Source organism: Janthinobacterium sp. YR213 (assembly GCF_900099875.1).
GTDB classification, from domain to species: domain Bacteria; phylum Pseudomonadota; class Gammaproteobacteria; order Burkholderiales; family Burkholderiaceae_D; genus Janthinobacterium; species Janthinobacterium lividum.
Genome location: NZ_FNDA01000004.1, coordinates 322,873 through 345,195, shown reverse-complemented (window position 1 = coordinate 345,195; position 22,323 = coordinate 322,873). Strand labels below are relative to the sequence as shown.

General features: G+C 65.1%; 22 protein-coding genes. 16 read left to right on the top strand and 6 right to left on the bottom strand.

Going from position 1 to position 22,323, the window contains the following annotated elements; translation table 11 throughout:
- Positions 1-49: 49 nt before the first annotated feature.
- The 7 genes from BLT98_RS19270 to BLT98_RS19240 all read left to right on the top strand — a co-directional run bounded on the left by BLT98_RS19270 (position 50) and on the right by BLT98_RS19240 (position 7,329).
- The gene (locus BLT98_RS19270) at positions 50-1,204 is read left to right on the top strand and encodes an acyl-CoA dehydrogenase family protein (RefSeq protein WP_092610566.1); all 1,155 of its coding nucleotides are present in this window, start codon (positions 50-52) and stop codon (positions 1,202-1,204) included.
- Between the two features lie 11 nt (positions 1,205-1,215).
- Positions 1,216-2,754, top strand: coding sequence for a class I adenylate-forming enzyme family protein (locus BLT98_RS19265; protein WP_092610563.1), 1,539 nt, complete (start codon positions 1,216-1,218; stop codon positions 2,752-2,754).
- A 60-nt stretch (positions 2,755-2,814) separates the two neighbouring features.
- Complete coding sequence (locus BLT98_RS19260; protein WP_034782864.1) at positions 2,815-3,981, top strand: ABC transporter substrate-binding protein; 1,167 nt, start codon at positions 2,815-2,817, stop codon at positions 3,979-3,981.
- A 104-nt stretch (positions 3,982-4,085) separates the two neighbouring features.
- Positions 4,086-4,958 (top strand): branched-chain amino acid ABC transporter permease, encoded by an 873-nt coding sequence (locus BLT98_RS19255; protein WP_034757323.1) that lies wholly within the window; start codon positions 4,086-4,088, stop codon positions 4,956-4,958.
- The gene (locus BLT98_RS19250) at positions 4,955-5,917 is read left to right on the top strand and encodes a branched-chain amino acid ABC transporter permease (protein ID WP_092610560.1); all 963 of its coding nucleotides are present in this window, start codon (positions 4,955-4,957) and stop codon (positions 5,915-5,917) included. The genes BLT98_RS19255 and BLT98_RS19250 overlap by 4 nt, the downstream gene beginning before the upstream one ends.
- Entirely contained in the window at positions 5,910-6,623 is a 714-nt protein-coding gene (locus BLT98_RS19245) for an ABC transporter ATP-binding protein (protein ID WP_092610557.1), read from the top strand. Before BLT98_RS19250 ends, BLT98_RS19245 begins: the two co-directional genes overlap by 8 nt.
- Positions 6,624-6,627: 4 nt before the next feature.
- Entirely contained in the window at positions 6,628-7,329 is a 702-nt protein-coding gene (locus tag BLT98_RS19240) for an ABC transporter ATP-binding protein (RefSeq protein ID WP_034782870.1), read from the top strand.
- A gap of 40 nt (positions 7,330-7,369) precedes the next feature.
- Here BLT98_RS19240 and BLT98_RS19235 read toward each other — a convergent pair whose 3' ends face one another.
- Positions 7,370-8,368 carry an HDOD domain-containing protein gene (locus tag BLT98_RS19235; RefSeq protein ID WP_092610554.1) on the bottom strand — a complete coding sequence of 333 codons (999 nt, stop codon included), beginning with the start codon at positions 8,366-8,368 and terminating at the stop codon, positions 7,370-7,372.
- A 158-nt stretch (positions 8,369-8,526) separates the two neighbouring features.
- Here BLT98_RS19235 and BLT98_RS19230 point away from each other — a divergent pair, with 158 nt between their 5' ends.
- Positions 8,527-9,111 (top strand): DinB family protein, encoded by a 585-nt coding sequence (locus BLT98_RS19230; protein ID WP_092610552.1) that lies wholly within the window; start codon positions 8,527-8,529, stop codon positions 9,109-9,111.
- A 1-nt stretch (position 9,112) separates the two neighbouring features.
- Here the strand turns inward: BLT98_RS19230 and BLT98_RS19225 are convergent, their stop codons facing one another.
- Positions 9,113-9,505, bottom strand: coding sequence for a VOC family protein (locus BLT98_RS19225; protein ID WP_092610549.1), 393 nt, complete (start codon positions 9,503-9,505; stop codon positions 9,113-9,115).
- Positions 9,506-9,584: 79 nt separating this feature from the next.
- Between BLT98_RS19225 and BLT98_RS19220 the strand changes: the two genes are divergently transcribed.
- From BLT98_RS19220 to fghA, 5 genes are all read left to right on the top strand, one after another.
- Positions 9,585-10,136, top strand: a complete 552-nt coding sequence (locus BLT98_RS19220) for a GNAT family N-acetyltransferase (RefSeq protein WP_092610546.1) — start codon at positions 9,585-9,587, stop codon at positions 10,134-10,136.
- A 223-nt stretch (positions 10,137-10,359) separates the two neighbouring features.
- Positions 10,360-11,031, top strand: coding sequence for a signal peptidase I (lepB, locus tag BLT98_RS19215; protein ID WP_034782876.1), 672 nt, complete (start codon positions 10,360-10,362; stop codon positions 11,029-11,031).
- A 48-nt stretch (positions 11,032-11,079) separates the two neighbouring features.
- Entirely contained in the window at positions 11,080-11,943 is an 864-nt protein-coding gene (locus BLT98_RS19210) for an NAD-dependent protein deacetylase (RefSeq protein ID WP_092610543.1), read from the top strand.
- Entirely contained in the window at positions 11,943-12,497 is a 555-nt protein-coding gene (locus BLT98_RS19205; protein WP_099393204.1) for a hypothetical protein, read from the top strand. The genes BLT98_RS19210 and BLT98_RS19205 overlap by 1 nt, the downstream gene beginning before the upstream one ends.
- A gap of 72 nt (positions 12,498-12,569) precedes the next feature.
- Positions 12,570-13,436 carry an S-formylglutathione hydrolase gene (fghA, locus tag BLT98_RS19200; RefSeq protein ID WP_092610536.1) on the top strand — a complete coding sequence of 289 codons (867 nt, stop codon included), beginning with the start codon at positions 12,570-12,572 and terminating at the stop codon, positions 13,434-13,436.
- Between the two features lie 9 nt (positions 13,437-13,445).
- On the opposite strand, the gene BLT98_RS19195 is transcribed toward fghA, so the two are convergent.
- The 4 genes from BLT98_RS19195 to BLT98_RS19180 all read right to left on the bottom strand — a co-directional run bounded on the left by BLT98_RS19195 (position 13,446) and on the right by BLT98_RS19180 (position 18,398).
- Positions 13,446-14,111 (bottom strand): dienelactone hydrolase family protein, encoded by a 666-nt coding sequence (locus BLT98_RS19195; RefSeq protein WP_052140159.1) that lies wholly within the window; start codon positions 14,109-14,111, stop codon positions 13,446-13,448.
- Positions 14,112-14,296: 185 nt separating this feature from the next.
- Entirely contained in the window at positions 14,297-16,615 is a 2,319-nt protein-coding gene (locus BLT98_RS19190; RefSeq protein ID WP_092610533.1) for a xanthine dehydrogenase family protein molybdopterin-binding subunit, read from the bottom strand.
- Positions 16,608-17,075, bottom strand: a complete 468-nt coding sequence (locus BLT98_RS19185; RefSeq protein WP_092610530.1) for a (2Fe-2S)-binding protein — start codon at positions 17,073-17,075, stop codon at positions 16,608-16,610. Before BLT98_RS19185 ends, BLT98_RS19190 begins: the two co-directional genes overlap by 8 nt.
- Positions 17,076-17,099: 24 nt before the next feature.
- Entirely contained in the window at positions 17,100-18,398 is a 1,299-nt protein-coding gene (locus BLT98_RS19180) for a cytochrome c (RefSeq protein ID WP_092610526.1), read from the bottom strand.
- 207 nt (positions 18,399-18,605) lie between these two features.
- Here BLT98_RS19180 and BLT98_RS19175 point away from each other — a divergent pair, with 207 nt between their 5' ends.
- The 3 genes from BLT98_RS19175 (at position 18,606) to BLT98_RS19165 (ending at position 22,308) form a co-directional block, all read left to right on the top strand.
- Positions 18,606-20,258: a Na+/H+ antiporter gene (locus BLT98_RS19175; protein ID WP_034782883.1), complete on the top strand. Its 1,653-nt coding sequence runs from the start codon at positions 18,606-18,608 to the stop codon at positions 20,256-20,258.
- 194 nt (positions 20,259-20,452) lie between these two features.
- The gene (locus tag BLT98_RS19170; protein ID WP_244517581.1) at positions 20,453-21,040 is read left to right on the top strand and encodes a regulatory sequestration protein YfiR; all 588 of its coding nucleotides are present in this window, start codon (positions 20,453-20,455) and stop codon (positions 21,038-21,040) included.
- Positions 21,037-22,308: a diguanylate cyclase DgcN/YfiN gene (locus BLT98_RS19165; protein WP_034782885.1), complete on the top strand. Its 1,272-nt coding sequence runs from the start codon at positions 21,037-21,039 to the stop codon at positions 22,306-22,308. The genes BLT98_RS19170 and BLT98_RS19165 overlap by 4 nt, the downstream gene beginning before the upstream one ends.
- Positions 22,309-22,323: the final 15 nt, after the last annotated feature.

Here is a 22,323-nt window from a genome sequence, read left to right as displayed (position 1 = left end):
TGCGCGCCCCCTCTCAACGACAGTTCAAATCAAAGCGCCGAGGAAACCGATGATACGCGACGAAGAAACCCTGAACATCCTGCTCGACAGCATCGCCCGTTTCGTGCGCGAAGTGCTGGTGCCGAACGAGGCGCTGGTGGCCGAAACGGACACCATCCCGCCCACCATCGTGGCGCAGATGCGCGAACTGGGCCTGTTCGGCCTGTCCATCCCGGAAGCCTACGGCGGCCTGGAACTGAGCATGGAAGAGGAAGTCAGGGTCGCTTTCGAAATCGCCCGCACCTCGCCCGCCTTCCGCTCGCTGATCGGCACGAACAACGGCATCGGCTCGCAAGGCATCGTTATCGACGGCACGGAAGCGCAAAAACAATACTATCTGCCCAAGCTGGCGGCGGGCGAGATCATCGGCTCGTTCGCCCTGACGGAAGCGGGATCGGGCTCCGACGCCGCGTCCCTGCGCACGACGGCCGTGCGCGACGGCGACTTCTATATCCTCAACGGCAGCAAGCGCTATATCACCAACGCGCCCGAAGCGAGCATTTTTACCGTGATGGCCCGCACGGATCCCGTCAAGCGGGGCGCCTCGGCGATTTCCGCCTTCATCGTGGAAAAGGACACGCCCGGCCTCTCGCTGGGCAAGATTGATAAAAAAATGGGCCAGCAAGGCGCACATACCTGCGACGTCATCTTTGAAAACTGCCGTGTGCCGGCCGCGAACATCATCGGCGGCAAGGAAGGCGTGGGCTTCAAGACGGCCATGAAAGTGCTCGACAAAGGCCGGCTGCACATCGCCGCCGTCTGCGTGGGTGCGGCCGAGCGCATGCTGGCCGACGCCCTCGCGTATGCGATGGAGCGCCAGCAGTTCGGCCAGCCCATCGCGGAATTCCAGCTGATCCAGGCCATGCTGGCCGACAGCAAGGCGGAGATTTACGCGGCGCGCAGCATGGTGCTCGACGCGGCGCGCCGGCGCGACAACAAGGAAGACATCTCGACGGAAGCATCGTGCTGCAAGCTGTTCGCCTCCGAAATGTGCGGCAGGGTCGCTGACCGCTCCGTGCAGATCCACGGCGGCGCCGGCTACATCAGCGAATACGCGGCCGAGCGTTTCTACCGTGACGTGCGCCTGTTCCGCATCTATGAAGGCACGACGCAGATCCAGCAGATCGTCATCGCCCGCAACATGATCAAGGCAGCGCAAAAGTGAAGGAGGCCGCGATGGACATCCCCACCCTGCTGGCCGGCTTGCCGGCGCGCCTGTCGGCCATCCCTGCCTACTGGGCCGCGCGCGCGCCGGACGCGCCGGCGCTGCATGAAGGTGGCCACAGCTGGACCTACGCGCAGCTGCAGCACAGTGTGGAAAGTGCAGCGCAGCTGCTGCGCAACCTCGACGTGCGCGCCGGCGACCGCCTGATGGTGGTGGGAGAAAATGGCGCGCTGCAGGTGGCGCTGATCTTCGCGGCCGCCAGCATCGACGCGTGGATCGTCAACGTCAATGCGCGGCTGTCGGCGCGCGAGATCGATACCATCGCCGCGCACAGTTCCGCGCGGCGCGTGCTGTTCCTGGCCGGCGCATCGCCGGAAGCGGCCGCGCATGCGGCGCGGCGCGGCGCCCGCCCTGTCACCGTCGATGGCATGGGCGAGCTGCTGGCGGGCGAATTGAACGACGCCGCCATCGCGGAAGACACGGTCCCCGGCAACGAACAGGTGGCCGCGCTGATCTACACGACGGGCACGACAGGCCAGTCGAAAGGCGTGATGCTCACGCACCGCAACCTGCTGTTCATCGCCGCCGTCTCCAGCACGTTGCGGGGCCTGACGCGCAGCGACCGCGCGTATGGCGTGCTGCCGATTTCGCACGTGTACGGCCTGGCCTCGGTGGCACTGGGCACCCTGTATGCGGGCGCCGCGCTGTATCTGGTGCCGCGCTTTTCCGTCGATGGCCTGCTCTCGGCCTTGAAAGACGACGGCTTGACCATTGTGCAGGGCGTGCCCGCCATGTACGCCAAGCTGCTGCAAACCCTGGGCGGAGCCGATACGCCGCTGCCCACGCGGCTGCGCTTTGCGTATGCGGGCGGCTCGCCGCTGGCGCCATCGCTCAAGCGCGACGTGGAAAAGCTGCTGGGTACCGCGCTGCACAATGGCTACGGCATGACGGAAAGCGCGCCCACCATCAGCCAGACCCGCCTGGAAGCGCCGCGCCGCGACGATTCCGTCGGCATGCCGATCCCGGGCGTGGAAGTGCGCGTGGTGGACGTGGCCGGTACGGATGTGACGCCGGGCGAGCCGGGAGAATTGTGGATACGCGGGCCGAACGTCATGGCAGGCTATTACCGCGAACCGGCCATGACGGCGGCCACCATGCGCGACGGCGGCTGGCTCAATACGGGCGACATGGCGCGCCAAGAAGCGGACGGCGCGCTGTTCATTGTCGGACGCACCAAGGAATTGATCATCCGCTCCGGCTTCAATGTGTATCCGCTGGAAGTGGAAACGGCGCTGAACGCCCACCCTTCCGTGGTGCAGTCGGCCGTAGTGGGGCGCACCCTCGCCGATGGCAACGAGGACGTCATCGCCTACGTGGAACTGGATCCGCGCCAGCCCGCCAGCGTGGCAGAATTGCAGGCCTGGCTGGCACAGACCCTGTCGCCGTACAAGTGCCCATCCGCCATCATCGTCATGGAAGCGCTGCCAGCGGCCGCCACGGGCAAGATTTTAAAGGGGCAGCTGCGGCAAATGGCGCAGAATGCACGATAAGTTGACCATGCTGTACCAGACAAGACAATAAAACCAAGCCACATCACCGGAGGAGACACGATGAAACGCACCTATACACGCATCGCCATGGCAGCGCTGGTTGCCAGCGCCTGGATGGCACAGGCCAGCGCCGACGAATTTCTGGTCGGCGCGGAAATCCCGCTGACGGGGAACCTGGCGCGGGTCGGCGCCGGCATGCAGGAAGGGATCATGGTCGCGGCCGAGGTATTCAACAAGACCAACGGTAAGCACACCATCAAGATCATCACCGTCGACGACGAATCGGCGCCCGCCAAGGCCATCGCCGCCGTGGAAAAGCTGGCCAGCCAGGGCGTGGTGGCCATCACGGGCGGCTATGGCTCGAACAATATCTCGCCCGCCTCGGACACGGCGAATAAACTGGGCCTCGTCTACATCACCTCGGGCGGCGTGGACGACAGCCTGGTGTCCAGCGGGCGCAAGAATTTTTTCCGCATCAATAACACGGCCGGCTACGAAAAAGCCATGCTGGGACTGCTGCAGGATGTGGGCGCCAAGTCCGTCTCCATCGTGTATTCGACCAAGGACGCCACCACGGGCCTGGCGAAAGACGTGGAAAAGGCCCTGGCCGCCAAGGGCGTGAAAGTGACGACGCACTCGTTCGACCCGGCCATTACCGATTTCAAGCCCATCATCAACAAGATCAAGCTGCAGGATAAATCGGAAGTGGTGGCCATGGTCGGCTACGAAAACGATTACGTGGGCATCATCCGCGCCGCCCGCGTCCTGAAGCCGAAGATCAAGGCCATGGTGGGCGTGTGGTCGCTGGCCACGCCGAAAATGGCGGCCGACTTCCCCGACCTGATGCCGAACGTGTTCGGCACGGCCCTGCTACCCTTCCCCACGGAATTCAAGACAGCCGACGGCAAGGCCTTCAGCGACGCCTACAAGCAGCTGTACAAGAAGGAGCCGGACTACCTGGGCCAGTTCGGCTATGTGCAATCGATGCTGCTGTTCGAAGCCATCGCGCGCGCGGCCGACAAGGGCACGCTCAAGAAAGGCGGCGTGGCCGAGGAAATGCGCAAGACGGACCGCGAAACCCTGATCGGCCGGGTGCAGTTCGCCGCCAATGGCGACAACCAGAATTTCGTGCACCGCATGGCGCAGCACCAGGACAAGAAAGTGGTGATCGTCTGGCCGAAGGAACACGCCACGGGCAAGCTGGCCTATCCAGCCCTGCCCTGGTAGGCAGCCTCCCGCTGCACACGCGCACGCCTGCCGGGCGTGCACCGATAAACGGCGGTCCTGGTGCATCTTCGCGATGCGCCAGGAAAGCCTGACGGGATGACGTCATGACAGAATTAATCTTGCAAGCCTTGTATTCTGGCTTGCTGCAGGGCGGCTCCTACGCCCTGATCGCACTGGGACTGGCGCTGGTCTTCGGCACCATGAAAGTGATCAACCTGGCGCACGGCGAACTGGTGCTGCTGGCCGCCTACATCGCCTACAGCGTGGAATCCGGCCTGGGCCTGGGGCCCATGTTCGCCATTCCCATCGCGCTGGTGATCGTCAGCCTCACATCCGTGGGCGTGTACCTGATCGTCAGCCGCATCAAGAAAGACCGCGAAATCAATTCGCTGATCCTCACCTATGGCATCGGCGTCATCCTCACCAATTTCATCCTGCTCGTATGGAAGGCGGACATCCGCTCGACCTCGTCGAGCTGGCTGCAGGAAGGCATCGAGATCGGTCCGTTTTTCAGCATGCGCAGCGAAGTGATTTTCTTTGGCGTCAGCCTGGTGCTGATGGCGGCCCTGTGGCGCTGGCTGTCCACCAGCTGGTATGGCCGCGCCGTGCGCGCCGTCTCCAGCAACCGCGACGCGGCCAAGCTGATGGGCATCGACCCGGGCCGCACGGAACTGGTTTCCTTTTTAGTCGCCGGCATCCTGGCCGCCTTTGCCGGCGTGGCCCTGTTCAGCTATGGCGTGATCCAGCCCGCCTACGGCGGCGCGCTGACGGTGAAAGCCTTCATCATCACGGTATTGGCCGGCATCGGCTCCATCCCCGGCGTGCTGCTCGCCGCCGTGCTGCTGGGCGTGGCCGAAGCGCTGACCGTCACCCTGGCCAGCTCCGCGTTGCAGGAATTGTCCGGCATGGTGCTGTTCCTGCTGGTGCTGTTCATCATGCCGAACGGCCTGTTCGGCGCACAACGGAGGCGCGGATGAGCCGTACTTCACTGATGTCCACGGCGGGCCTGCTGCTGGCCGCCTATATCGCCGTGCCGCTGGCCCTGGGCGGCAACCAGTATGTGATGAGCATGGTGGTGGCGGCCCTGATCATCGGCGGCGTGGCCATGTCCTGGGCCCTGCTGGGCAATTTGGGCGGCATGGTCAGCTTCGGCCATGCGGCCTTCTTCGGCGTGGGCGCATATGTCTCCGCCCTCGCTACCGTGAAACTGGGCTTGCCAGTGTTTGCCGCCATGCTGCTGGGCGGCGCGGGGGCGGCCATCGCCGCCGTCATCATGCTGCCCGTGCTGCGCCTGCGCGGGCCGTATTTTGCGCTGGCCATCCTCGCCTACGCCCACATCTTCCGCATCCTGGCCACGGAATGGAGTTCCGTGACGGGCGGCGCCGGCGGCATCAACAACATCCCGACCTTGCCCACCGTCTTCGGCTTCGACTTGGCCAGCAAGACGGGCGCCTACCAGGTGGTACTGACCCTGGTGGTGTGCTGCGCGTTTGCCTACAGCCGCATCCGCGCCAGCCACTACGGCATCGCCCTGCGCGCCATGCACGACAGCGAAGACGCCACGCGCGTCGTCGGCGTCAACAGCACCTTGCTGAAAGGCGCCATGCTGCTCGTGTCGGCCTTCATGGCAGGCCTGTTCGGCGCCTTCAACGCCCACTACATCAACTTCCTGGAGCCGGACTACGCCTTCAACAGCCTGTGGGTGACGTTGCCGATCGTGGCGGCCATCTTCGGCGGCTACCGCACCATCCTCGGCCCCGTGCTGGGCGCCGTGGTGGTCTACCTGGTCGACCAGCTGATTTTCAAATCGCTGATTCCCACGGGCCACCAGCTGGTGCTGGGCGTGCTGCTGGTGGCGATGATCGTCTTCAGTCCGAACGGCCTGCTGCCGCTGCTACGCAAGGCGTTCAAAGCGAAGGAGAAACAACATGCTTGAACTCGATAATGTCTGCGTGCGCTTCGGCGGCCTGACGGCCGTCGATTCCGTCACCCTGAAGGTGGGCAGCCACGACGTGATCGGCCTGGTGGGCGCGAATGGCGCCGGCAAGACCACCCTGTTCAACGCGATCTCCGGCCTGGTGCGCCCCACCAGCGGCAGCATCCGCTTCGAGGGGCGCGACATCATGGCCACGCCCATGTACCAGCGCGCCCGCCTGGGACTGGGCCGCACCTTCCAGATTCCGCAACCGATGCATGAATTGACGGTCCGCGAAAACCTCATCGTGGCGCAGCGCTTCGGCACAGGCAAGGTGGACCCGCGCAAGATCGATGAAATCCTCGACTTCACCAGCCTGGCGGACAAGGCTGGGCGCGACGCGGCCAGCGAACTGGCGCTGACGGAACTCAAGGCGCTGGAAGTGGCCAAGGCGCTGGTCACCAATCCAAAGCTGCTGCTGCTCGACGAAGTGCTGGCCGGCCTGGAAACGAACGGCAAGCGCCGCTTCATGGGCATGCTTAAGGACTTGCACGCGGCCTTTGGCGTGGGCATCGTCATGATCGAGCACGACATCGAAACCATCAGCAATCTGTGCCAGCGCGTGGCCGTGCTCAATTTTGGCCAGCTGATCGCCGACGGCACGCCCGATGCCGTGTTCCGCGATCCGGCCGTCATCGAAAGCTACACGGGAGCCGTTCATGCCTGAAACGATGCTTGACATAAGTAAACTGCGCGCCGGCTATGGCGCCATCAATGTGCTGTGGGATGTGTCGCTGTCGATCCAGAAGGGCAAGCTGACCACCATCATCGGCCCGAACGGCGCCGGCAAGACCACCCTGCTGCGCGCCATCATGGGTCTGCTGCCCGTGGGCGCGGGCAGCATCGCGCTCGATGGCGTGGCCATCAACGGCACGCCCACGTGGAAGATGAGCGACGCGAGGGTCACCATGATCCCCGAGGGGCGCATGACATTTCGCGACATGAGCGTGGAAGAAAACCTGATCATGGGCGCGTTTCCGAAAGAGCACCGCAGCCACATGCCGGCGCGCCTGGCCGAAGCCTACGCCATGTTCCCGCGCCTGCACGAGCGGCGCAAACAGCTGGCCGGATCACTGTCCGGCGGCGAGGCGCAGATGCTGGCGATGGCGCGGGGCTTGATGTCCGATCCGTCGCTATTGATCATCGACGAACCGTCGCTGGGCCTGGCGCCGCTGGTGGTCAACGAGCTGTTCGAGATCCTCGCGCGCCTGAACGACGGCCGGCGCACCATCATCCTCGTCGAGCAGAACACGGCGCGTGCCGTGGGCGTGGCCGATCACGTCTACCTGATGCAAAGCGGCAAAGTAGCGCTGTCGCAGGCGGCTTCCGAGGTCGACCTCGATCACCTGCACGAACTCTATTTTGCGCGCTGAGCGATATCCGCCGCATGCCCATCGTGACGGCCTGCGGCCGTCACTCCTCGTCGTCCTCGTCGGCCAGCTTGTCGAACACCTGCAGCTCGGCCTTGCTCAATCCCGTCATCACGAAGGGATCGTCGGCAGGAAAGCGGCCAGTATCGACCAGCATGCGCAGCTTGCTCAAGCGATCTCCCAGCGCCAGCGCTCGCGCCTGCGGATCGGCATCGGCGTGGGCATCGACGCCGGCATGCCCGATCGCGCGGGTGACGGACTCGGGAAACTCCCATAACTCGGCGATCCGTACCGACAGGATGCGCGCTTGCGCAAACACCTGGGCAATGAAGGCGTCCGATTGCGGAAAGGCATCGGGCGCATGCATCTGGTCGATCAGCCGGAACGCCACCACCAGGCCGACATTGGCCATCAGTCCCGCCAGATAGGCGTCGAAGGCGTTGGCCTGCATGGCCGGTGCGACCAGGTTGGCCGCCAGCGCGCATTTCTCGGACTGGCGCCAGATCAGCGGCGCCGTGCGTATGGTCAGGCCGCCGCTCTGCATGCTGACGATGGGACGGAAGGCGACGCGGGCTAGCAGCATGCGCATGCCGTTTTGCCCCAGCAGCATGATGGCGCCGTCCATGTTGTTGATCGACGGGCTGGCGTTGTAGCGCGAATGGTAACGCGGCCGGTTCGCTTCGCGGTAGACCTCGGCGACCAGCAGCACGTCCTGGGCCAGTTGGCGCGACAGCTCGGCCGCGCTCATGTTTTCATTTTGCAAGGTACGCATCAACTGCGGAATGATGGCCGGAATGCGCGGCACCAGCGCGGCGCCGGCGACCGGTTCATTGGCCAGGCGCGTCAATTCATCCAGCATCTGCTGTTCGGCCTGCTTTGTCGCCTGCGTCGCACCCGCGGCCGCCAGCCAGCGGTAGTAGATGGCATCGATTTCGGTGATGGTGGCTGGCTGCCGTGCCATCTCGGGTGCCGCCCCTGCCGTGGCTGGCGCGAGCTTGTTTTTTTCGTCGCCGCCGTTCAGTAATTTTCCTATCCAACCCATTGCTATTCCAGCCTTATATGCATCACTATCGCGACATCCGCTGCGCGATTTTACTTGATGACAGCCATGCCGGTGCGGCGGGCGTGGCCGGCTTGGTCCACCTGCCGCAAAGTGCTACAGTGGCGCTCCCGCAGGTCCCCCTCTTTGCAAGGTACATCATGAACAATCTGCTGGCCCAGTACGTCACCAGCCAGGCGTACAACAACGCCTGGGCCAACCACCGCCTGCTGAAAGCCTGCGGCGAACTGAGCCAGGCCGAATTCCAGGCCACGCGCGTCAGCTTTTTCCCCACCATCCAGTCCACCCTGAACCACATTCTCACGTGCGACTGGTTTTACCTCGATGCGCTCGAACGCGAGCTGCGCGGCGAAGCGCCCCATCCCGACTGCTATGTCTTCTTTGAAAAGGATGAGCCATTTACCGACTGCGCCACGCTGCAGGCGGCACAGCATGCATCCGACGCGCGCCTGATCGCCCATTGCCGCAGCCTGTGCGACGCGGACCTGGCGCGGCCCGTGACGATCCTGCGCGACACGCCGCAAGTCGACACGCGCCAGCGCATGCTGGCGCATCTGTTCCAGCACCAGATCCACCACCGGGGGCAAGTGCACGCCATGCTGGCCGGCACGCGCATCGCGCCGCCGCAGCTCGACGAATTCTATTGCGCCGGCGAAGCGGACGAGCGGGCGCAGGATTTTGCGGAGCTGGGCTGGACAGAGGAAGATATCTGGGGCCAGCGCTGAACTATTCCTCGGCGTGGCAGCACACGCACAGCTTGTTGCCGTCGAGGTCGCGGAAGTAGGCGCCATAGTAATGGGCGTGGTAATGGGGGCGCAAGCCGGGCGGCCCTTCGCACGCGGCGCCCAGCGCCAGCACGGCCTGGTGGCAGCGGTCCACCTGGGCGCGGCTGGCCGCCAGCAGGGCCGTCATCTGTCCATTGCCGGGCGCGGCCGGCAAGCCGTCATGCGGCGCCGTCAGCACGAACAAGGGACGCGGCGCATCGTGCGCCATCCAGCCTGCCCATGGCTTGACGGGGTCATGAAATTTCTCGATCAAACCGAGTTCTCCCAGCAGAGCCGTGTAGAAGGCGTAGGCGCGGGGAAAGTCGTTGGTTCCCAGGCAGATATGGGACAGCATGCTGCTCCTTCATGAATTCAGATGTGCGGCGAAATGCGCCAGCTGATTATAATGGCGCATCGCTTTTCGACACGCTCCCATGCCAGACCTCGACCGCCTTCAGCTACACCCGCCGGCCAGCAGCGACCTTCCCGCTTTGCTGGCCTTCGAACTGGAAAACCGCGCGTATTTTGAAAACTGGGTCACGGCGCGCGCGCCATCCTACTACCACCCGGAAGCCATCGCCGCCGCCATCGAGCAGGCGCAGCGCGAGCGCCAGCAAGACCTCGCTTACCAGTACCTGGCAAAACTGGACGGGCAAATCATCGGCCGGGTCAATCTGACGGCCGTCACGCGCCCCTATTTCAACAAGGCAACGCTCGGCTACCGCATCGGCGAACGGTTCGGCGGACGCGGCTACGCCACGCGCGTGGTCGCCCTGCTGCTGGAAGAAGCGTTCGGCACACTGGAACTGTGGCGCCTGGAAGCGACGGCGCGGCCGCAAAACCTGGGCTCCGTCGCTGTCATGCAGCGCAACGGCTTTCACCAGTATGGCCGCTCGGAAAAAGCCATGCGCTTCCAGGATGCCTGGTCGGACCTGCTGTATTTTGAACGGCGCAACACGCAAACCATGGATGACGGCGCTCGGTGAGCTGTGGGATGGCCTGCACGACAAGCGCCGGCATCGCTGAAACCGGCGTAGTGATGCGTGCACGCAACAGCGGTACGCCATCCCCGCCATTCAGCTACGCATTGGTGGCCGCATTGGCGCCATTTAAGACTGGCTTCAGCCTCGCCGTGCATCGTGAATAGGTCGCCAGCAGCAATGGCGCCTCCCTTCACCATCACGGGCACAGCCCAGCGAAAGAGCCGACATGAGCACATGGATGCGCGCCAACAAAGGTTTTTTGATGTTCCTCCTGCTGTTCGGCGTGTTCCGCACGGCCGTGGCGGACTGGAATCCGATACCGTCGGCGTCCATGCGCCCCAATCTGCTCGAAGGCGACGTGGTTTTCGTCAACCGCCTGGCCTTCAACCTGAAAGTACCGCTCACCGATATCGTGCTGCAGCGCCTGGGCGAACCACAGCGGGGCGACATCGTCACCTTTTCTTCGCCGAAAGACGGCACGCGCCTGATCAAGCGCATCATCGCCCTGCCCGGCGACACGGTGGAAATGCGCAATGAGCAGCTGGTCATCAATGGCCAGCCTGCCCAGTACACGGCGCTCGACACGGCGCCGGAAACCATCGCCCACGTGGGCCAACTGACGGCCCAGCGCATCAGCGAACGCAACCAGACCGAGCAGCACCGCATCCAGGTCTTGCCGCAAATCGCTGGCGCGCGGCGCAGCTTTGCCCCCGTGACGGTGCCGGCCGACCATTTCCTCATGCTGGGCGATAACCGCGACAACAGCGCCGACTCGCGCTATTTCGGCTTCGTGCCCCGTGCATTGCTGATCGGCAAGGCCGAGCGCATCCTCGTCTCGGCCAATATCGAGGAACATTGGCAGCCGCGGCTGCAGCGCTTCGGCATGAAACTGGAGTAAATATCGCCCTTGCAACGGCGCCCTGCTTTTCGGTTAGCATGGCGCATCATGCAAAATTTTTCCTTCGCCAGCCAGCAGCCAGCCAGCAGCCACCACGCCCTCGATCAGCTGGCGCAGTTCCTGCAGCGCCATCCCGACGTGCTGCTGCTGACGGGCGCCGGCATCAGCACGGCGTCCGGCATACCCGACTACCGCGACACGGAAGGCGTGCGGCGCGGCAACGCCCCCGTGCAAGGTCCCGATTTTCGCCGCCAGGAAGCCGTGCGCCGCCGCTACTGGGCGCGCAGCATGGTGGGCTGGCCGACCTTGGCGCGCGCGACGCCAAATCCCGGTCACCTGGCCATCGCGCAACTGGCGCAGCGCCGGAGAATAGGCGGCCTGGTCACGCAAAACGTGGATGGCCTGCATCAGCAAGCGGGCAGCGCGGCCGTCACGGAGTTGCACGGCAGCATACATGGCGTCGTGTGCCTCGATTGCCATACCCGCCACACGCGCCGCCTGATCCAGGATCAGCTCGAACGCGACAATCCGCAGCTGCTGGGCGCCACGGCCACGCCGGCGCCCGATGGCGATGCCTTGCTGGAACCAATGCAACTGGCCACCTTCCACGTGCCCGCCTGCCCCCGCTGCGGCGGCACCCTGCAGCCGGACGTGGTGTTTTTCGGCGATGGCGTGCCCGCCGCCTGCGCGGCCGAAGCCGAGCGCAAGATGATGGCAGCTGGCGCCCTGCTGGTGGTGGGTTCATCCGTCATGGTGTATTCGAGCTTTCGCCTGTGCCGCATGGCGGCCGAAACGGGCAAGCCCGTGGCCGCCATCAACCTGGGCAAGACGCGCGCCGACCATTTGCTGGCATTCAAGACCGAAGCGCCGGCACAGGACATCCTGCCGCTGGTCGCGGCCATGCTCGATTGATGGCGCCCCCGCCGTTGCCACGGGAATCGGCACGCATGCTGGCCGGTGCCGGCATCGCCGTGCTGCTGCATGTGCTGCTATGGCAAGTGCTGCGTTCAAACAAGCTTCCGGCACCACCGTTGCTGCCACAGCGCAGCACCCAACTGCTGTTGCTGGCCCCCGTGACGCCGCCCGCGCAACCCCTGCCGCCAGCAATCTCAAAAAGCCAGGCACGGCCCCGGCATACGGTAGCCATCACGCCCGCGCCGGTGTCCGCAGCAATGCCCGCACCCGCTGCCGCTGGCGACGTGGCAGCCGCATTGCCGCCTCCCGCTGCGCTCGACCTTGACGCCTTGAAACGCCAGGCCAGGGAAGCGGCACGCCAGACTGGCCCATCCATCACCGGGCCAGCACTGACGTCCAGCGACAGGACGGCGCAAGCCATCGCCAGCGCCGCGCGGCCCAAATGCGACAACGATTACAAGCCGCGGCTGGGCAATGTGGAATTCGCCGGCCTGACCAAGCTGCCCTTCCTGCTGAAAGGCGCAACGGGCGACAGCGGCTGCAAGTGGTGACGCGTGCTTGCCGCTCTGCTATTCCAGCCGCCTGCCACTCTGGCTATACTGTGAGATTAACGAGGAGAATTCATGCTGGAACTGTTGAGTGAACACGCCTGTTTTGGCGGCGTACAACGCTTTTATCGCCACGACGCGCAAGCCATCGGCTTGCCCATGCGTTTCTCGGCCTTCATTCCCGACACGGCGCCAGGCGCCACGGTCAGCACCAAACGTCCCGCCCTGTTTTACCTGGCCGGCCTGACCTGCACGGAAGAAACCTTCATGATCAAGGGCGGCGCGCAGCGCGTGGCGGCAGAAGAAGGACTCATCCTGATCGCTCCCGATACCAGCCCCCGTGGCGCGAACATCGCGGGCGAGAGCGAATCCTGGGATTTCGGCGTGGGCGCGGGCTTTTACGTGGACGCCACCGAGGCGCCGTGGAGCAGCCACTACCGCATGTACAGCTACATCCTGGAATTGCGCGCCCTGCTGGAGCAGGAACTGGCGATCGATGCGCAACGCACGGGCATCTTCGGCCATTCGATGGGCGGCCATGGCGCACTGGTGCTGGCCTTGCGCAACCCGGAACTGTTCCGCTCCGTCTCCGCCTTCGCCCCTATCGCCGCACCGAGCCAATGTCCGTGGGGCAAGAAGGCGTTTACAGGCTACCTGGGCAGCGATACAGCCAGCTGGCAGCAGTACGACGCCAGCGCGCTGATGCGCGGCCGGCAGGGCCAGCCAGCATCATTTCCCGAAGGCATCTTGATCGACCAGGGCCTGGCCGACAAATTCCTGCCCGAGCAACTGTACCCCGACATCTTCGAAGCGGCGTGCCGCGACGCCGGCCAGCCTGTGCAGCTGCGCCGCCATGCCGGCTATGACCACGGCTATTACTTCATCGCCAGCTTCATGGAAGAGCATGTGCGCTTCCATGCGAAGAACTTGCGCGCCGCCTGATCTGCCGCGCTACTGCGACGTGCTGGTATGCCCGTTGAAATGGCGCGTGTACCAGTCCGTGGCCAGCAAGGCCGCCTGGTGGCGCGTGTCGGGGCCGCCGGGTGCGGCAATCTGTTCCAGTTGTTTGTCGCAGCGCAAGGTGGCGAACGCCATGCGGTTCAGGCCAGCCACGTCGGGATCGCGCCCGCCCACGATCAGCAACGATGGCACGCGCACATTTTCCAGCGCCGCCTTGCCCGCCATTTCCACCTGGCCATCGCACACGGCCAGCGCGGCGATTTCCGCGCTGCGCCAGGCCGCCAGTTGCATGACGACGGCCGCGCTGGTGCCATAGCCATACAAGCCGCAGGGCAAGCGCCGCGTGGACGCGTCCATCTGCAGCCAGCCCAGGGCTTTTTCCAGCTGGCGCGCCAGCAGCACGATATCGCTGCGCACGAAATAGGCGTGGCCATTGCTGCCGCCGCCAGGCCCGACGCCGCCCTGGTCGAAGCGCAGGGTGGCGATACCCGCTCGCAAGAAATCCTGGGAAGTGGCGTGGCTGGAGGCGCCCAGGTAGTCGCTGTCGGCGCCTGCGCCGTGGGCAAACAGGACGATGCCGACCGGCCGCTCGGGCATTTCAAGCACGCCATCCAGTTGAAGTTCATCGGCCGTAATGCTGACAAATTGTTCTTGCATGGTTGCCTCCGCAATCGAGCTGGGATCAAGCTAAAGCTGAAGTCGAGCTGTGCGCTGATTTTACGCTGATCTTGCCGGGACGGGCACAGCCTGCATACCCGGGGCGGCTAACCTCAGTGTAGCAGCCCGCAGCCATTCCTGCGCAGCCGTTCGCGCACCGCCGCCAGGAAAGCAGGATGGCAAGACTACACGGCGCCGTGCCGGTCCAGCCCCTTCAGCACGGCTTCCGGGCGAATCGGCAAATGCCGCACGCGCGAGGCCACGGCGGCAAAGATGGCGTTGCCAATGGCGGGCGCCACGGCCGTCGTGGGCGGTTCGCCCATGCCCGTCGAAGTTGCCGTGCTGGCAACGAACTCAATGTCGAGCTCGGGCACGTCGGCCATGCGCAGGGGCGTATAGGTATTCAGGTTGGTGTCCTTCACTTCGCCATTCAGGAAGGCCGTGCCTTCATGCAAAGCCATGCTCACGCCCCACAGGGCGCCCCCTTCCGCCTGCGCCAGCGCGCCATCGGGGTCGACGATGCTGCCCGCGTCGATCACCATGAACAATTTTTCGACTTTCACCATGCAAGTGCTGCGGTCCACCTTGACCCGCGCGACGCAGGCCGTCCAGGTGGGCATGTCGCGTTCCTGGCCGAATGTGGCGGCGATGCCCAGGCCCGTGTCGGGCGGCATGGCCTTGCCCCAGCCTGCCTTGTCCGCCACCCGCTGCAGCACGTGGGCCAGGCGCGCGGCGCCGCCGACGGCGTTCGGCGCGCTGCCCGCGTTGCGCCCCGTGCCCTGCAGCAAGGACAAACGGAACGCCAGCGGATCGACCTTGGCCGCCTGCGCCGCCTCATCCATGAAACTTTCCACGGCCCAATTCGTCCAGCCGGGCCCCACAGAGCGCAGCCAGCCGGGGCGGAAACTGCTGTTGGCCAGATCGTTCGACACGGCCCGCACGCGCTGCGCGCCTACCGTATACCAGTGGTCGGCGCCGGCGATGGCGAACGGGTCATACGGATGGCCCTGCTTATCCTTGGCCAGGAAGGCGGGAATCATGGCTTGCGTGGGCCAGCCCGCGCTCGCTTCATGCACCATCGCCGACACCTTGCCGGCGTCGTCGAAGGCCATGCGTACATGCTGCACGGATGGTGAACGGGGCGAATCGAAACGGGCATCGTCGGCCCGCGTGCAAATCATCTTGACGGGGCGCCCCACGGCTTGCGCGGCCAGCGCGGCCGGCACGCAATAATCGCCATTCAGGCGCCGCCCGAAGCCGCCACCGAGCAGATAGGTGTGCAGCATGACATTGCTCTCGGGCACCTTCAACGCTTGCGCCAGCACGGGCAGGATCAGGGATTGCCACTGGTTGCCCGCATGAATGTGCCAGACACCGTCGATTTCCTGCGCCACGGCATTCACCGGTTCCAGCTGAAAATGCAGCACGGTGCTGGTCGTGTAGTGGCGTTCCAGCTGCAGGCTGGCATCGTGGAACGCTTGCTCCACGCCATCATCATCGACCACGCGGGCGCCCAGGCTGGCATCGGCCAGCTGCTTGGTCCCATAGTTGAGGATATCCTGCTCCGCCACGTGGGCCGCCGCGCCGGCCCGCCATTTCACTTGCACCAGCTCGGCCGCGCGCATGGCGGCCGCATACGTTTCAGCCACCACCATGACCCAGCCGGGCACCGTGCCGCTGGGGTCCTGCAAGGCGAACGAACGCAGATAGCCCTTGACCTTTTTCGCGGCCGTATCATCGATGGACACCACTTTCGAGCCATAGCGCGTGGGCGGGATCTTCGGGCGCGCAAACAGCATGCCCTCGACTTCCACATCGATGCCGTACACGGCCGTGCCATTGATCTTCGCGGGGATATCGAGCGCCTGCACCTGCTGGCCGATCAGGCTGCGCTGCTGCGGCGTTTTCAGCACGATGGCCTTCAATTGCTCGGGCGTGTACTGGCGCGCCAGCTTGCCACGGCGCACGATGTCGCCATAGCTGATCGAGCGCCCCCGGCCATGCACGACGCCCAGTCTGGCGTGGCAGGCGGACGCGGGCACGCGCAGCAGGCGCGCGCCTTCCTCGACGAGCGCGAGGCGCCCGGCCGCGCCGGCACGGCTGAGCGGATCGAAATTCTGCCAGACGGACCAGCTGCCGCCCGTCACCATCAAACCCCACTTCGGGTCCGTGTCCACGTAGTGCAGGCGCACCTTGTCCCAGTCCGCTTCCAGCTCCTCGGCCACGATGCGCGCCAGGGCCGTGCCGATGTGCTGGCCCATTTCCGCCTTGGCGATGTTGACGGTGACGATGCCGTCGCGGCCGATCTGGAACCAGATGCCGGGATCGAACGCGGGCGCGGCGGTTTGTTTTGGCAGCACGGGCGCCGCCTTGACGGCGGCCAAGGAGCTGTCGGCCCGCAGGAAGGCCAGGGTAAAACCCGTGCCGGCGGCGGCGATCAGAAAACCGCGCCGGCTCAGCGGGCTGGGACGGGCACTGGTAGTTTCTTTTGGCAGCTTAAACACCGGGCGCCTCCGACATGCCGGCCGCCAGCTTGATGGCCTTGCGGATGCGCACATATGCCATGCAGCGGCACAGGTTACCGCTCATGACGGCATCGATATTCGCATCCGTCGGCTGCGGATAGTCTTTCAACAGGGTGGCTGCCTGCATGATCTGGCCCGACTGGCAATAGCCGCACTGGGGCGCCTGCGTCGCGAGCCACGCCCGCTGGAGCGGGTGCGTACCGTCTGGCGAGAGGCCTTCGATGGTGGTGATGGCGCAGCCGGCCACGGCGGCAATCGGCGTGATGCAGGAGCGCATGGCGCGGCCATCCACGTGCACGGTGCAGGCGCCGCACATGCCGATGCCGCAGCCAAACTTCGTGCCTTTTAACCGGGCTTCGTCGCGCAGCACCCACAGCAGGGGCGTCTCGGCGTCGGCCTCGGTGCCGAAGGGTTGGCCATTCACGGTAATGTTATACATAGATATTTAAGAAACTTTCAAGAATTACTTGCCGGCGCGCGCGCGCCCCACGGCCGCTTCCAGGTTCGTCCAGGCCGGCTGATGGCTGCGGCTGCGGCGCAGATAGGCGGCCAGCTGGGCCACGTCGTTGTCCGTCAGCGAGGCGGCAAAGCCGGGCATCAGCACGCCGGGCATGGCGTCATCCTTGCTGATGCCGTGCAAAATCACCTGGATCAGGTTGGCGGGATCGGGGGCGCTGACGGCGCTGTTCAAACTCAGTTCCGGGCGCAAGGCTGCGGGATGGCCGTCGCTGTTCGAGTGGCACGACGCGCAGGCGGCCACGTACAGGCTGGCGCCACGGTCATTGTCGACCAGGCTGACCCTCTGCGAGCGGGCGATGCCGGCCTTTACCACGGTATCGGTATCCACCTGGCGTTGCTCTGCCCCGGCCACGCCGGCAAAATACGTTGCCAGCGCGCGGATATCGCTATCGGGCGAGGCGCCCATGCCTTCATGCACGACGGCCGACATGGGGCCTGCCGCCACGCCGTGCAGGGCCGTCGCCCCCGTGCGCAGGAAGGCGTACAGCTCGTCTTGCGTCCATGCCAAGGGTGCCGTGTTGGCGCTGGTCAAGGCCGGCGCATACCAGTGGTCGATGGGCGCGCCCAGATAGGACGAACCGGCAAGCTCGGCGCCCAGCGCATTGCGCGGCGTGTGGCAGGCGGCGCAATGGGCCAGGCCTTCGGCCAGATAGCGGCCCCGGTTCCAGTCCAGTCCTTGCGCAGGATCAAGCTGGAAAGTCGCTGGCTTGAAAAACAGCAGCTTCCAGCCCGCCTGCAAGGGGCGCAGGTTCAGGGGAAACGGCACGCTGTTGGCGGGCGCCACCGCATACACGGGCGGGCGCGTCATGACATACGCGTACAAGGCCGTCAGGTCCGTATCCGAGACCAGGTTGAAATGGGTGTACGGAAAGACGGGATACAAATGCGCGCCATCGCGGCCCACGCCTTCGCGCATGGCCCGCTGGAAGGCGGCCAGCGACCAGCGGCCGATGCCCGTTTGCCTGTCGGGCGTGATATTCGTCGCGTAGATCGTGCCGAACGGCGTGGCCAGGCCGTGGCCGCCCGCGTAATCGGCGCCGCCCTTGGCCGTATGGCAGGCGGCGCAATTGCCCATGCCGGCCAGGATGCGGCCCCGCTCCACCACTTGCGGGGAAAATGCCGTGGCGGCAGGCGGATCGATGGGCGCCAGCGCGGGGCGCCAGTAATACAGATACGCGGCCAGGGCCGCCACGATGAGCAATGCCAGCGACAGCAGCAGTCCGGTGAAGATTTTCTTGAGCAAAACAGGAACCAGTGAAAAGTAAAGGCCAGGGTAACAGCAAAGATATCAAGCAAGGCGGCCAGCCGCCGGCGAACGGCGGCGGCAGCAGGGCCACAGTGACAATCTTACCGCGATTGTGACTTGTTGTATGTACGCAATGACACGCAGGCGGTGCCTACAGGCGGGCCGCGCCTTATAATCAGCGTTTCAGCACCCCGCCGCTCCTTCATGCATACCGTTACCATCATCCTCATCCTCGTTCTGACCGTCGTCCTGTGCGGCTTTCTCGCCCGCTCGCGCTGGGTCAAGCTGCCGCTGCCCTTGATCCAGATCGCCGGCGGCACGGGATTGGCCGTGTTTGGCGTGCAAGTGCCGCTCGATCCCGACATTTTCTTCCTGCTCTTCATCCCGCCACTGCTGTTTCTCGATGGCTGGCGCATCCCCAAGGGCGCCTTCTTTTCCGACGCCCGTTCGATCCTGATGCTGGCCATCGGCCTGGTGCTGTTTACCGTGCTGGGCATGGGCTTTTTCATCGACTGGCTGATCCCCAGCGTGCCGCTGGCCGTCGCCTTCGCGCTGGGCGCCATCCTCTCGCCGACGGACCCCGTAGCCGTGTCGGCGATCGCCGCCGGCAACCCGATCCCGCCGCGCCTGATGCATATCCTGGAAGGCGAATCCCTGCTCAACGACGCGTCGGGCCTCGTCTGCTTCACTTTTGCCGTGGGCGCCATGATGACGGGCGGCTTTTCCATCGGCGCCGCCTCGCTGAGTTTCCTGCAGGAAGCGGGCGGCGGCATCATCATCGGCCTGGCCATCTCGTGGGGCGTGGGACTGGCGAATAAATGGCTGGTGAGCAAGGTCGGCGAAGAGCCGGGCCTGCAAATCCTCATCAGCATCCTGATCCCGTTCGCCGCCTACCTGGGCGCCGAGCAAATCCACGGTTCCGGCATCCTGGCCGCCGCCACGGCAGGCGTGTCCATGCATTACGCCGACCTGATCGGCCGTCCGCTGGCCGCCACGCGCACCCAGCGCAAGGCCGTGTGGGATACCGTGCAACTGGTCTTGAATGGCGTGATCTTCGTCATGCTGGGCGCGCAGCTGCCCACCACCGTTGCCGGCTTGCCGGCCGCCTCCGCCGAAATCGGCGCCGGCAGCGCCTGGAAACTGCCGCTGTTCGTCATCGCCATCACGGTGGGACTGACCTTCATGCGCTTCCTCTGGGTCTTCATTTCCATGAAACTGACCCTGTTCAAGCACCACAAGAAAATGGCGGGCGAACCGAAGGACGCGGCGCTGCTGGCGCGCCCCAGCCTGCGCCTGCTGCTGGTGGCGTCGTTCGCGGGCGTGCGCGGTGCGCTGACCCTGGCCGGCATTCTGACCCTGCCCTTGTTCTTGCCCGACGGCACGCGCTTTCCCGCGCGCGACCTCGTCATCTTCCTGGCCATGGGCGTGATTTTATTGTCGCTGCTGCTGGCCAGCGTCACCTTGCCCCTGCTGACCAAGGGCCTCGTGTTCGCGCCGCCCGCGCGCCGTTCGACGGAAGAGCGCAATGCCCGCGCCGCTGCCGCCGAAGCGGCCATCGCGCGGCTGGAAAAAGTGTGCGAAGGCATCGACAAAAATGACAAGCAGCAAGTCGTCACGGAAGCGGCCAACCGCCTGATCGAAGCCTACCGGCGCCGCCTCGCATATGGCGAAAGCAGCAACGACGAAGCGATGCGGTTGCAGGAACTGGCCAAGGCCGAACGGGCGCTGCGCCTGGAAGCGCTGAATGCGGAGCGGGATGAACTGTTCCGCCGCCGCATCTCGGGCGAACTGGACGACACCATCCATTTGCGCCTGCTGCGCGAAATCGACTTGCTGGAAGCGACACTGGAAGAATAGCAACACTTTGGCACGCCACGGCAGTGTTGACAAGTAATTCTCATGGTAAAGAATGCAAGTTTTCACATTCGTGTTTATAATGCAAGGTTTATGGCGTAGCGCCGTGATTTACTTTCAACAGGGACTTCCGTAGAGTCTGTGTTGCTGAGTAACTAGTTGAATAGCAACCCGACCTGCATAAAGACACCGACGCCGTGCCCTCCTTCCCTCGCCACCGGCAGCGCTCCGCGCCGCCCGCCCTGCTCGTCGTGCTGCTGGCCTCGCTGCTGGCATCATTGCTGGCCTGCACGGCGCTGGCCCCGTGCGCGTGGGCGCAAACGGGCGCGGCGACGGACGCCAGGCGTCCCGCCGAAGTGGCCCAGGTCCTGTTTGGCATCATCAGTTATGTGCGCTGGCCCGTGGCGCGCCAGGAAGTGCGCGTCTGCATGCTCGGTGCGCCCCGCTACGGCGCGGCCATCGTCGACACGCCCGCTTCCAGCCTGGGCCAGCGCATCCGCGTAAAAATCCCGACGGCAGCCGCCGCTGTCAGCGAATGCGACGTCGTCTACCTGGGCAGCCTGCCCGAAGGCGAACGCGAACATCTGCTGGCGCAGATCATCGGCAAGCCGATTTTATCGGTGGCCGAACCCGGCACGTCCTGCGCCGTGGGCACCATGTTCTGCCTGCGCCTCGCCGAGGCGCAGATCGGTTTTGACGTCAACCTCGACGCCATCGCCCGCAGCGGCCTGCGCGTGCATCCGAACGCCTTGCAAATTGCACGTCGCAAGGGACCGCCGCCATGAGCGCCCGGATGAGCAACAAGCCTGCCCGCCGGCCCCGCCCCACGCTCGACAGCGTGCTGCGGCGCGCCCACCTGAGCGTGTCGCTGATCGCCGTGCTGGCTGCCGGACTGACCCTGACAGCCGTGGCGCTGCTGGCCCTGCGCGTGTATTCGGACCAGAACCTGCGCCTGGTGGCCCGCTCGATGAGCTACACGGTGGAAGGGGCCGTCGTCTTTGGCGATTCCATGGCCGCCAAGGAAGCGCTGGCCTTGATCGGCGTCAATGAAGACATCGACCAGGCGCAGGTGAGCGACACGGCCGGCAACGTGCTGGCCCGCTGGGAACGGGGCGAACACGGCACGCGCTACTATATCGAACGCGCGCTGACGGGCTGGATGCTGCCCGATTCGCTGACCTTCCCCATCACGCGCAACGAACAGGCCATCGGCAGCATCAAGCTGGTGCCGCACAGCCGCAGTCTGCTGCCCTTCCTGCTCAGCGGCCTGACCTGCCTGCTCGCCTGCCTGGTGCTCAGCCTCGTCGTCGCCGTGCGCCTGTCGCGCAGCATGGAAACGGAGATCACGTCGCCCCTGCGCCACCTGGCGGAAACGGCCCACCGCGTGCGGCGCGACCGCTCGTTCGAACTGCGCGTGCCGCCGGCCAATATTGCCGAGCTGAACCAGATCAATGACGACTTCAATGCCCTGCTCGACGAACTGGAAGCATGGCAAAGCCATCTGCAAAAGGAAAACGCCTCGCTGTCGCACCGCGCCAACCACGACAGCCTGACGGGCCTGTCCAACCGCGCCTTCATGGAAGCGGAGCTGGAGCGCGCCATCCTCGAAGCGCGGGTCGGCAATGGCAAGGTGGCCGTGCTGTTCCTCGACAGCGACCGTTTCAAATATATCAACGACACCTTCGGCCATGCCTCGGGCGACCGCGTGCTGGTGACGATCGCCGCGCGCATCAAGCAGCAATTGCGCGAGGGCGACCTGGTGGCGCGCCTGGGCGGCGACGAATTCGCCATCCTGCTCAAGCCGCTGCGCAACAGCAGCGACGCCATGCACATCGCCGACAACATCATCGCCGCCATGGCGCAAGCCATTGAGCTGCCCACCGGCAATAGCATCGTCAGCTCGCTGACCATCGGCGTGGCCGTCTTCCCCGATCACGCCATCGACGCCGTTTCGCTGGTCGGCGCGGCGGACGAAGCCATGTACCGCGCCAAGCAGGCGCAGCGCGGCACGCGCCAGGTGGCGCGCCTGCCGCAACCCCATACCCACCCCTGAATCAAGGAGCAATAC

Excerpts from the sequence above, each read along its gene's own strand:
- BLT98_RS19175 (WP_034782883.1), top strand. The coding sequence starts at position 18,606 with ATGCATACCGTTACCATCATCCTCATCCTCGTTCTGACCGTCGTCCTG.
- BLT98_RS19270 (WP_092610566.1), top strand. The coding sequence starts at position 50 with ATGATACGCGACGAAGAAACCCTGAACATCCTGCTCGACAGCATCGCC.
- lepB (WP_034782876.1), top strand. The coding sequence starts at position 10,360 with ATGAGCACATGGATGCGCGCCAACAAAGGTTTTTTGATGTTCCTCCTG.
- BLT98_RS19245 (WP_092610557.1), top strand. The coding sequence starts at position 5,910 with ATGCTTGAACTCGATAATGTCTGCGTGCGCTTCGGCGGCCTGACGGCC.
- BLT98_RS19240 (WP_034782870.1), top strand. The coding sequence starts at position 6,628 with ATGCTTGACATAAGTAAACTGCGCGCCGGCTATGGCGCCATCAATGTG.
- BLT98_RS19185 (WP_092610530.1), bottom strand. The coding sequence starts at position 17,075 with ATGTATAACATTACCGTGAATGGCCAACCCTTCGGCACCGAGGCCGAC.
- BLT98_RS19165 (WP_034782885.1), top strand. The coding sequence starts at position 21,037 with ATGAGCGCCCGGATGAGCAACAAGCCTGCCCGCCGGCCCCGCCCCACG.
- fghA (WP_092610536.1), top strand. The coding sequence starts at position 12,570 with ATGCTGGAACTGTTGAGTGAACACGCCTGTTTTGGCGGCGTACAACGC.
- BLT98_RS19235 (WP_092610554.1), bottom strand. The coding sequence starts at position 8,368 with ATGGGTTGGATAGGAAAATTACTGAACGGCGGCGACGAAAAAAACAAG.
- BLT98_RS19225 (WP_092610549.1), bottom strand. The coding sequence starts at position 9,505 with ATGCTGTCCCATATCTGCCTGGGAACCAACGACTTTCCCCGCGCCTAC.
- BLT98_RS19250 (WP_092610560.1), top strand. The coding sequence starts at position 4,955 with ATGAGCCGTACTTCACTGATGTCCACGGCGGGCCTGCTGCTGGCCGCC.
- BLT98_RS19230 (WP_092610552.1), top strand. The coding sequence starts at position 8,527 with ATGAACAATCTGCTGGCCCAGTACGTCACCAGCCAGGCGTACAACAAC.
- BLT98_RS19205 (WP_099393204.1), top strand. The coding sequence starts at position 11,943 with ATGGCGCCCCCGCCGTTGCCACGGGAATCGGCACGCATGCTGGCCGGT.
- BLT98_RS19210 (WP_092610543.1), top strand. The coding sequence starts at position 11,080 with ATGCAAAATTTTTCCTTCGCCAGCCAGCAGCCAGCCAGCAGCCACCAC.
- BLT98_RS19195 (WP_052140159.1), bottom strand. The coding sequence starts at position 14,111 with ATGCAAGAACAATTTGTCAGCATTACGGCCGATGAACTTCAACTGGAT.
- BLT98_RS19220 (WP_092610546.1), top strand. The coding sequence starts at position 9,585 with ATGCCAGACCTCGACCGCCTTCAGCTACACCCGCCGGCCAGCAGCGAC.
- BLT98_RS19265 (WP_092610563.1), top strand. The coding sequence starts at position 1,216 with ATGGACATCCCCACCCTGCTGGCCGGCTTGCCGGCGCGCCTGTCGGCC.
- BLT98_RS19260 (WP_034782864.1), top strand. The coding sequence starts at position 2,815 with ATGAAACGCACCTATACACGCATCGCCATGGCAGCGCTGGTTGCCAGC.
- BLT98_RS19255 (WP_034757323.1), top strand. The coding sequence starts at position 4,086 with ATGACAGAATTAATCTTGCAAGCCTTGTATTCTGGCTTGCTGCAGGGC.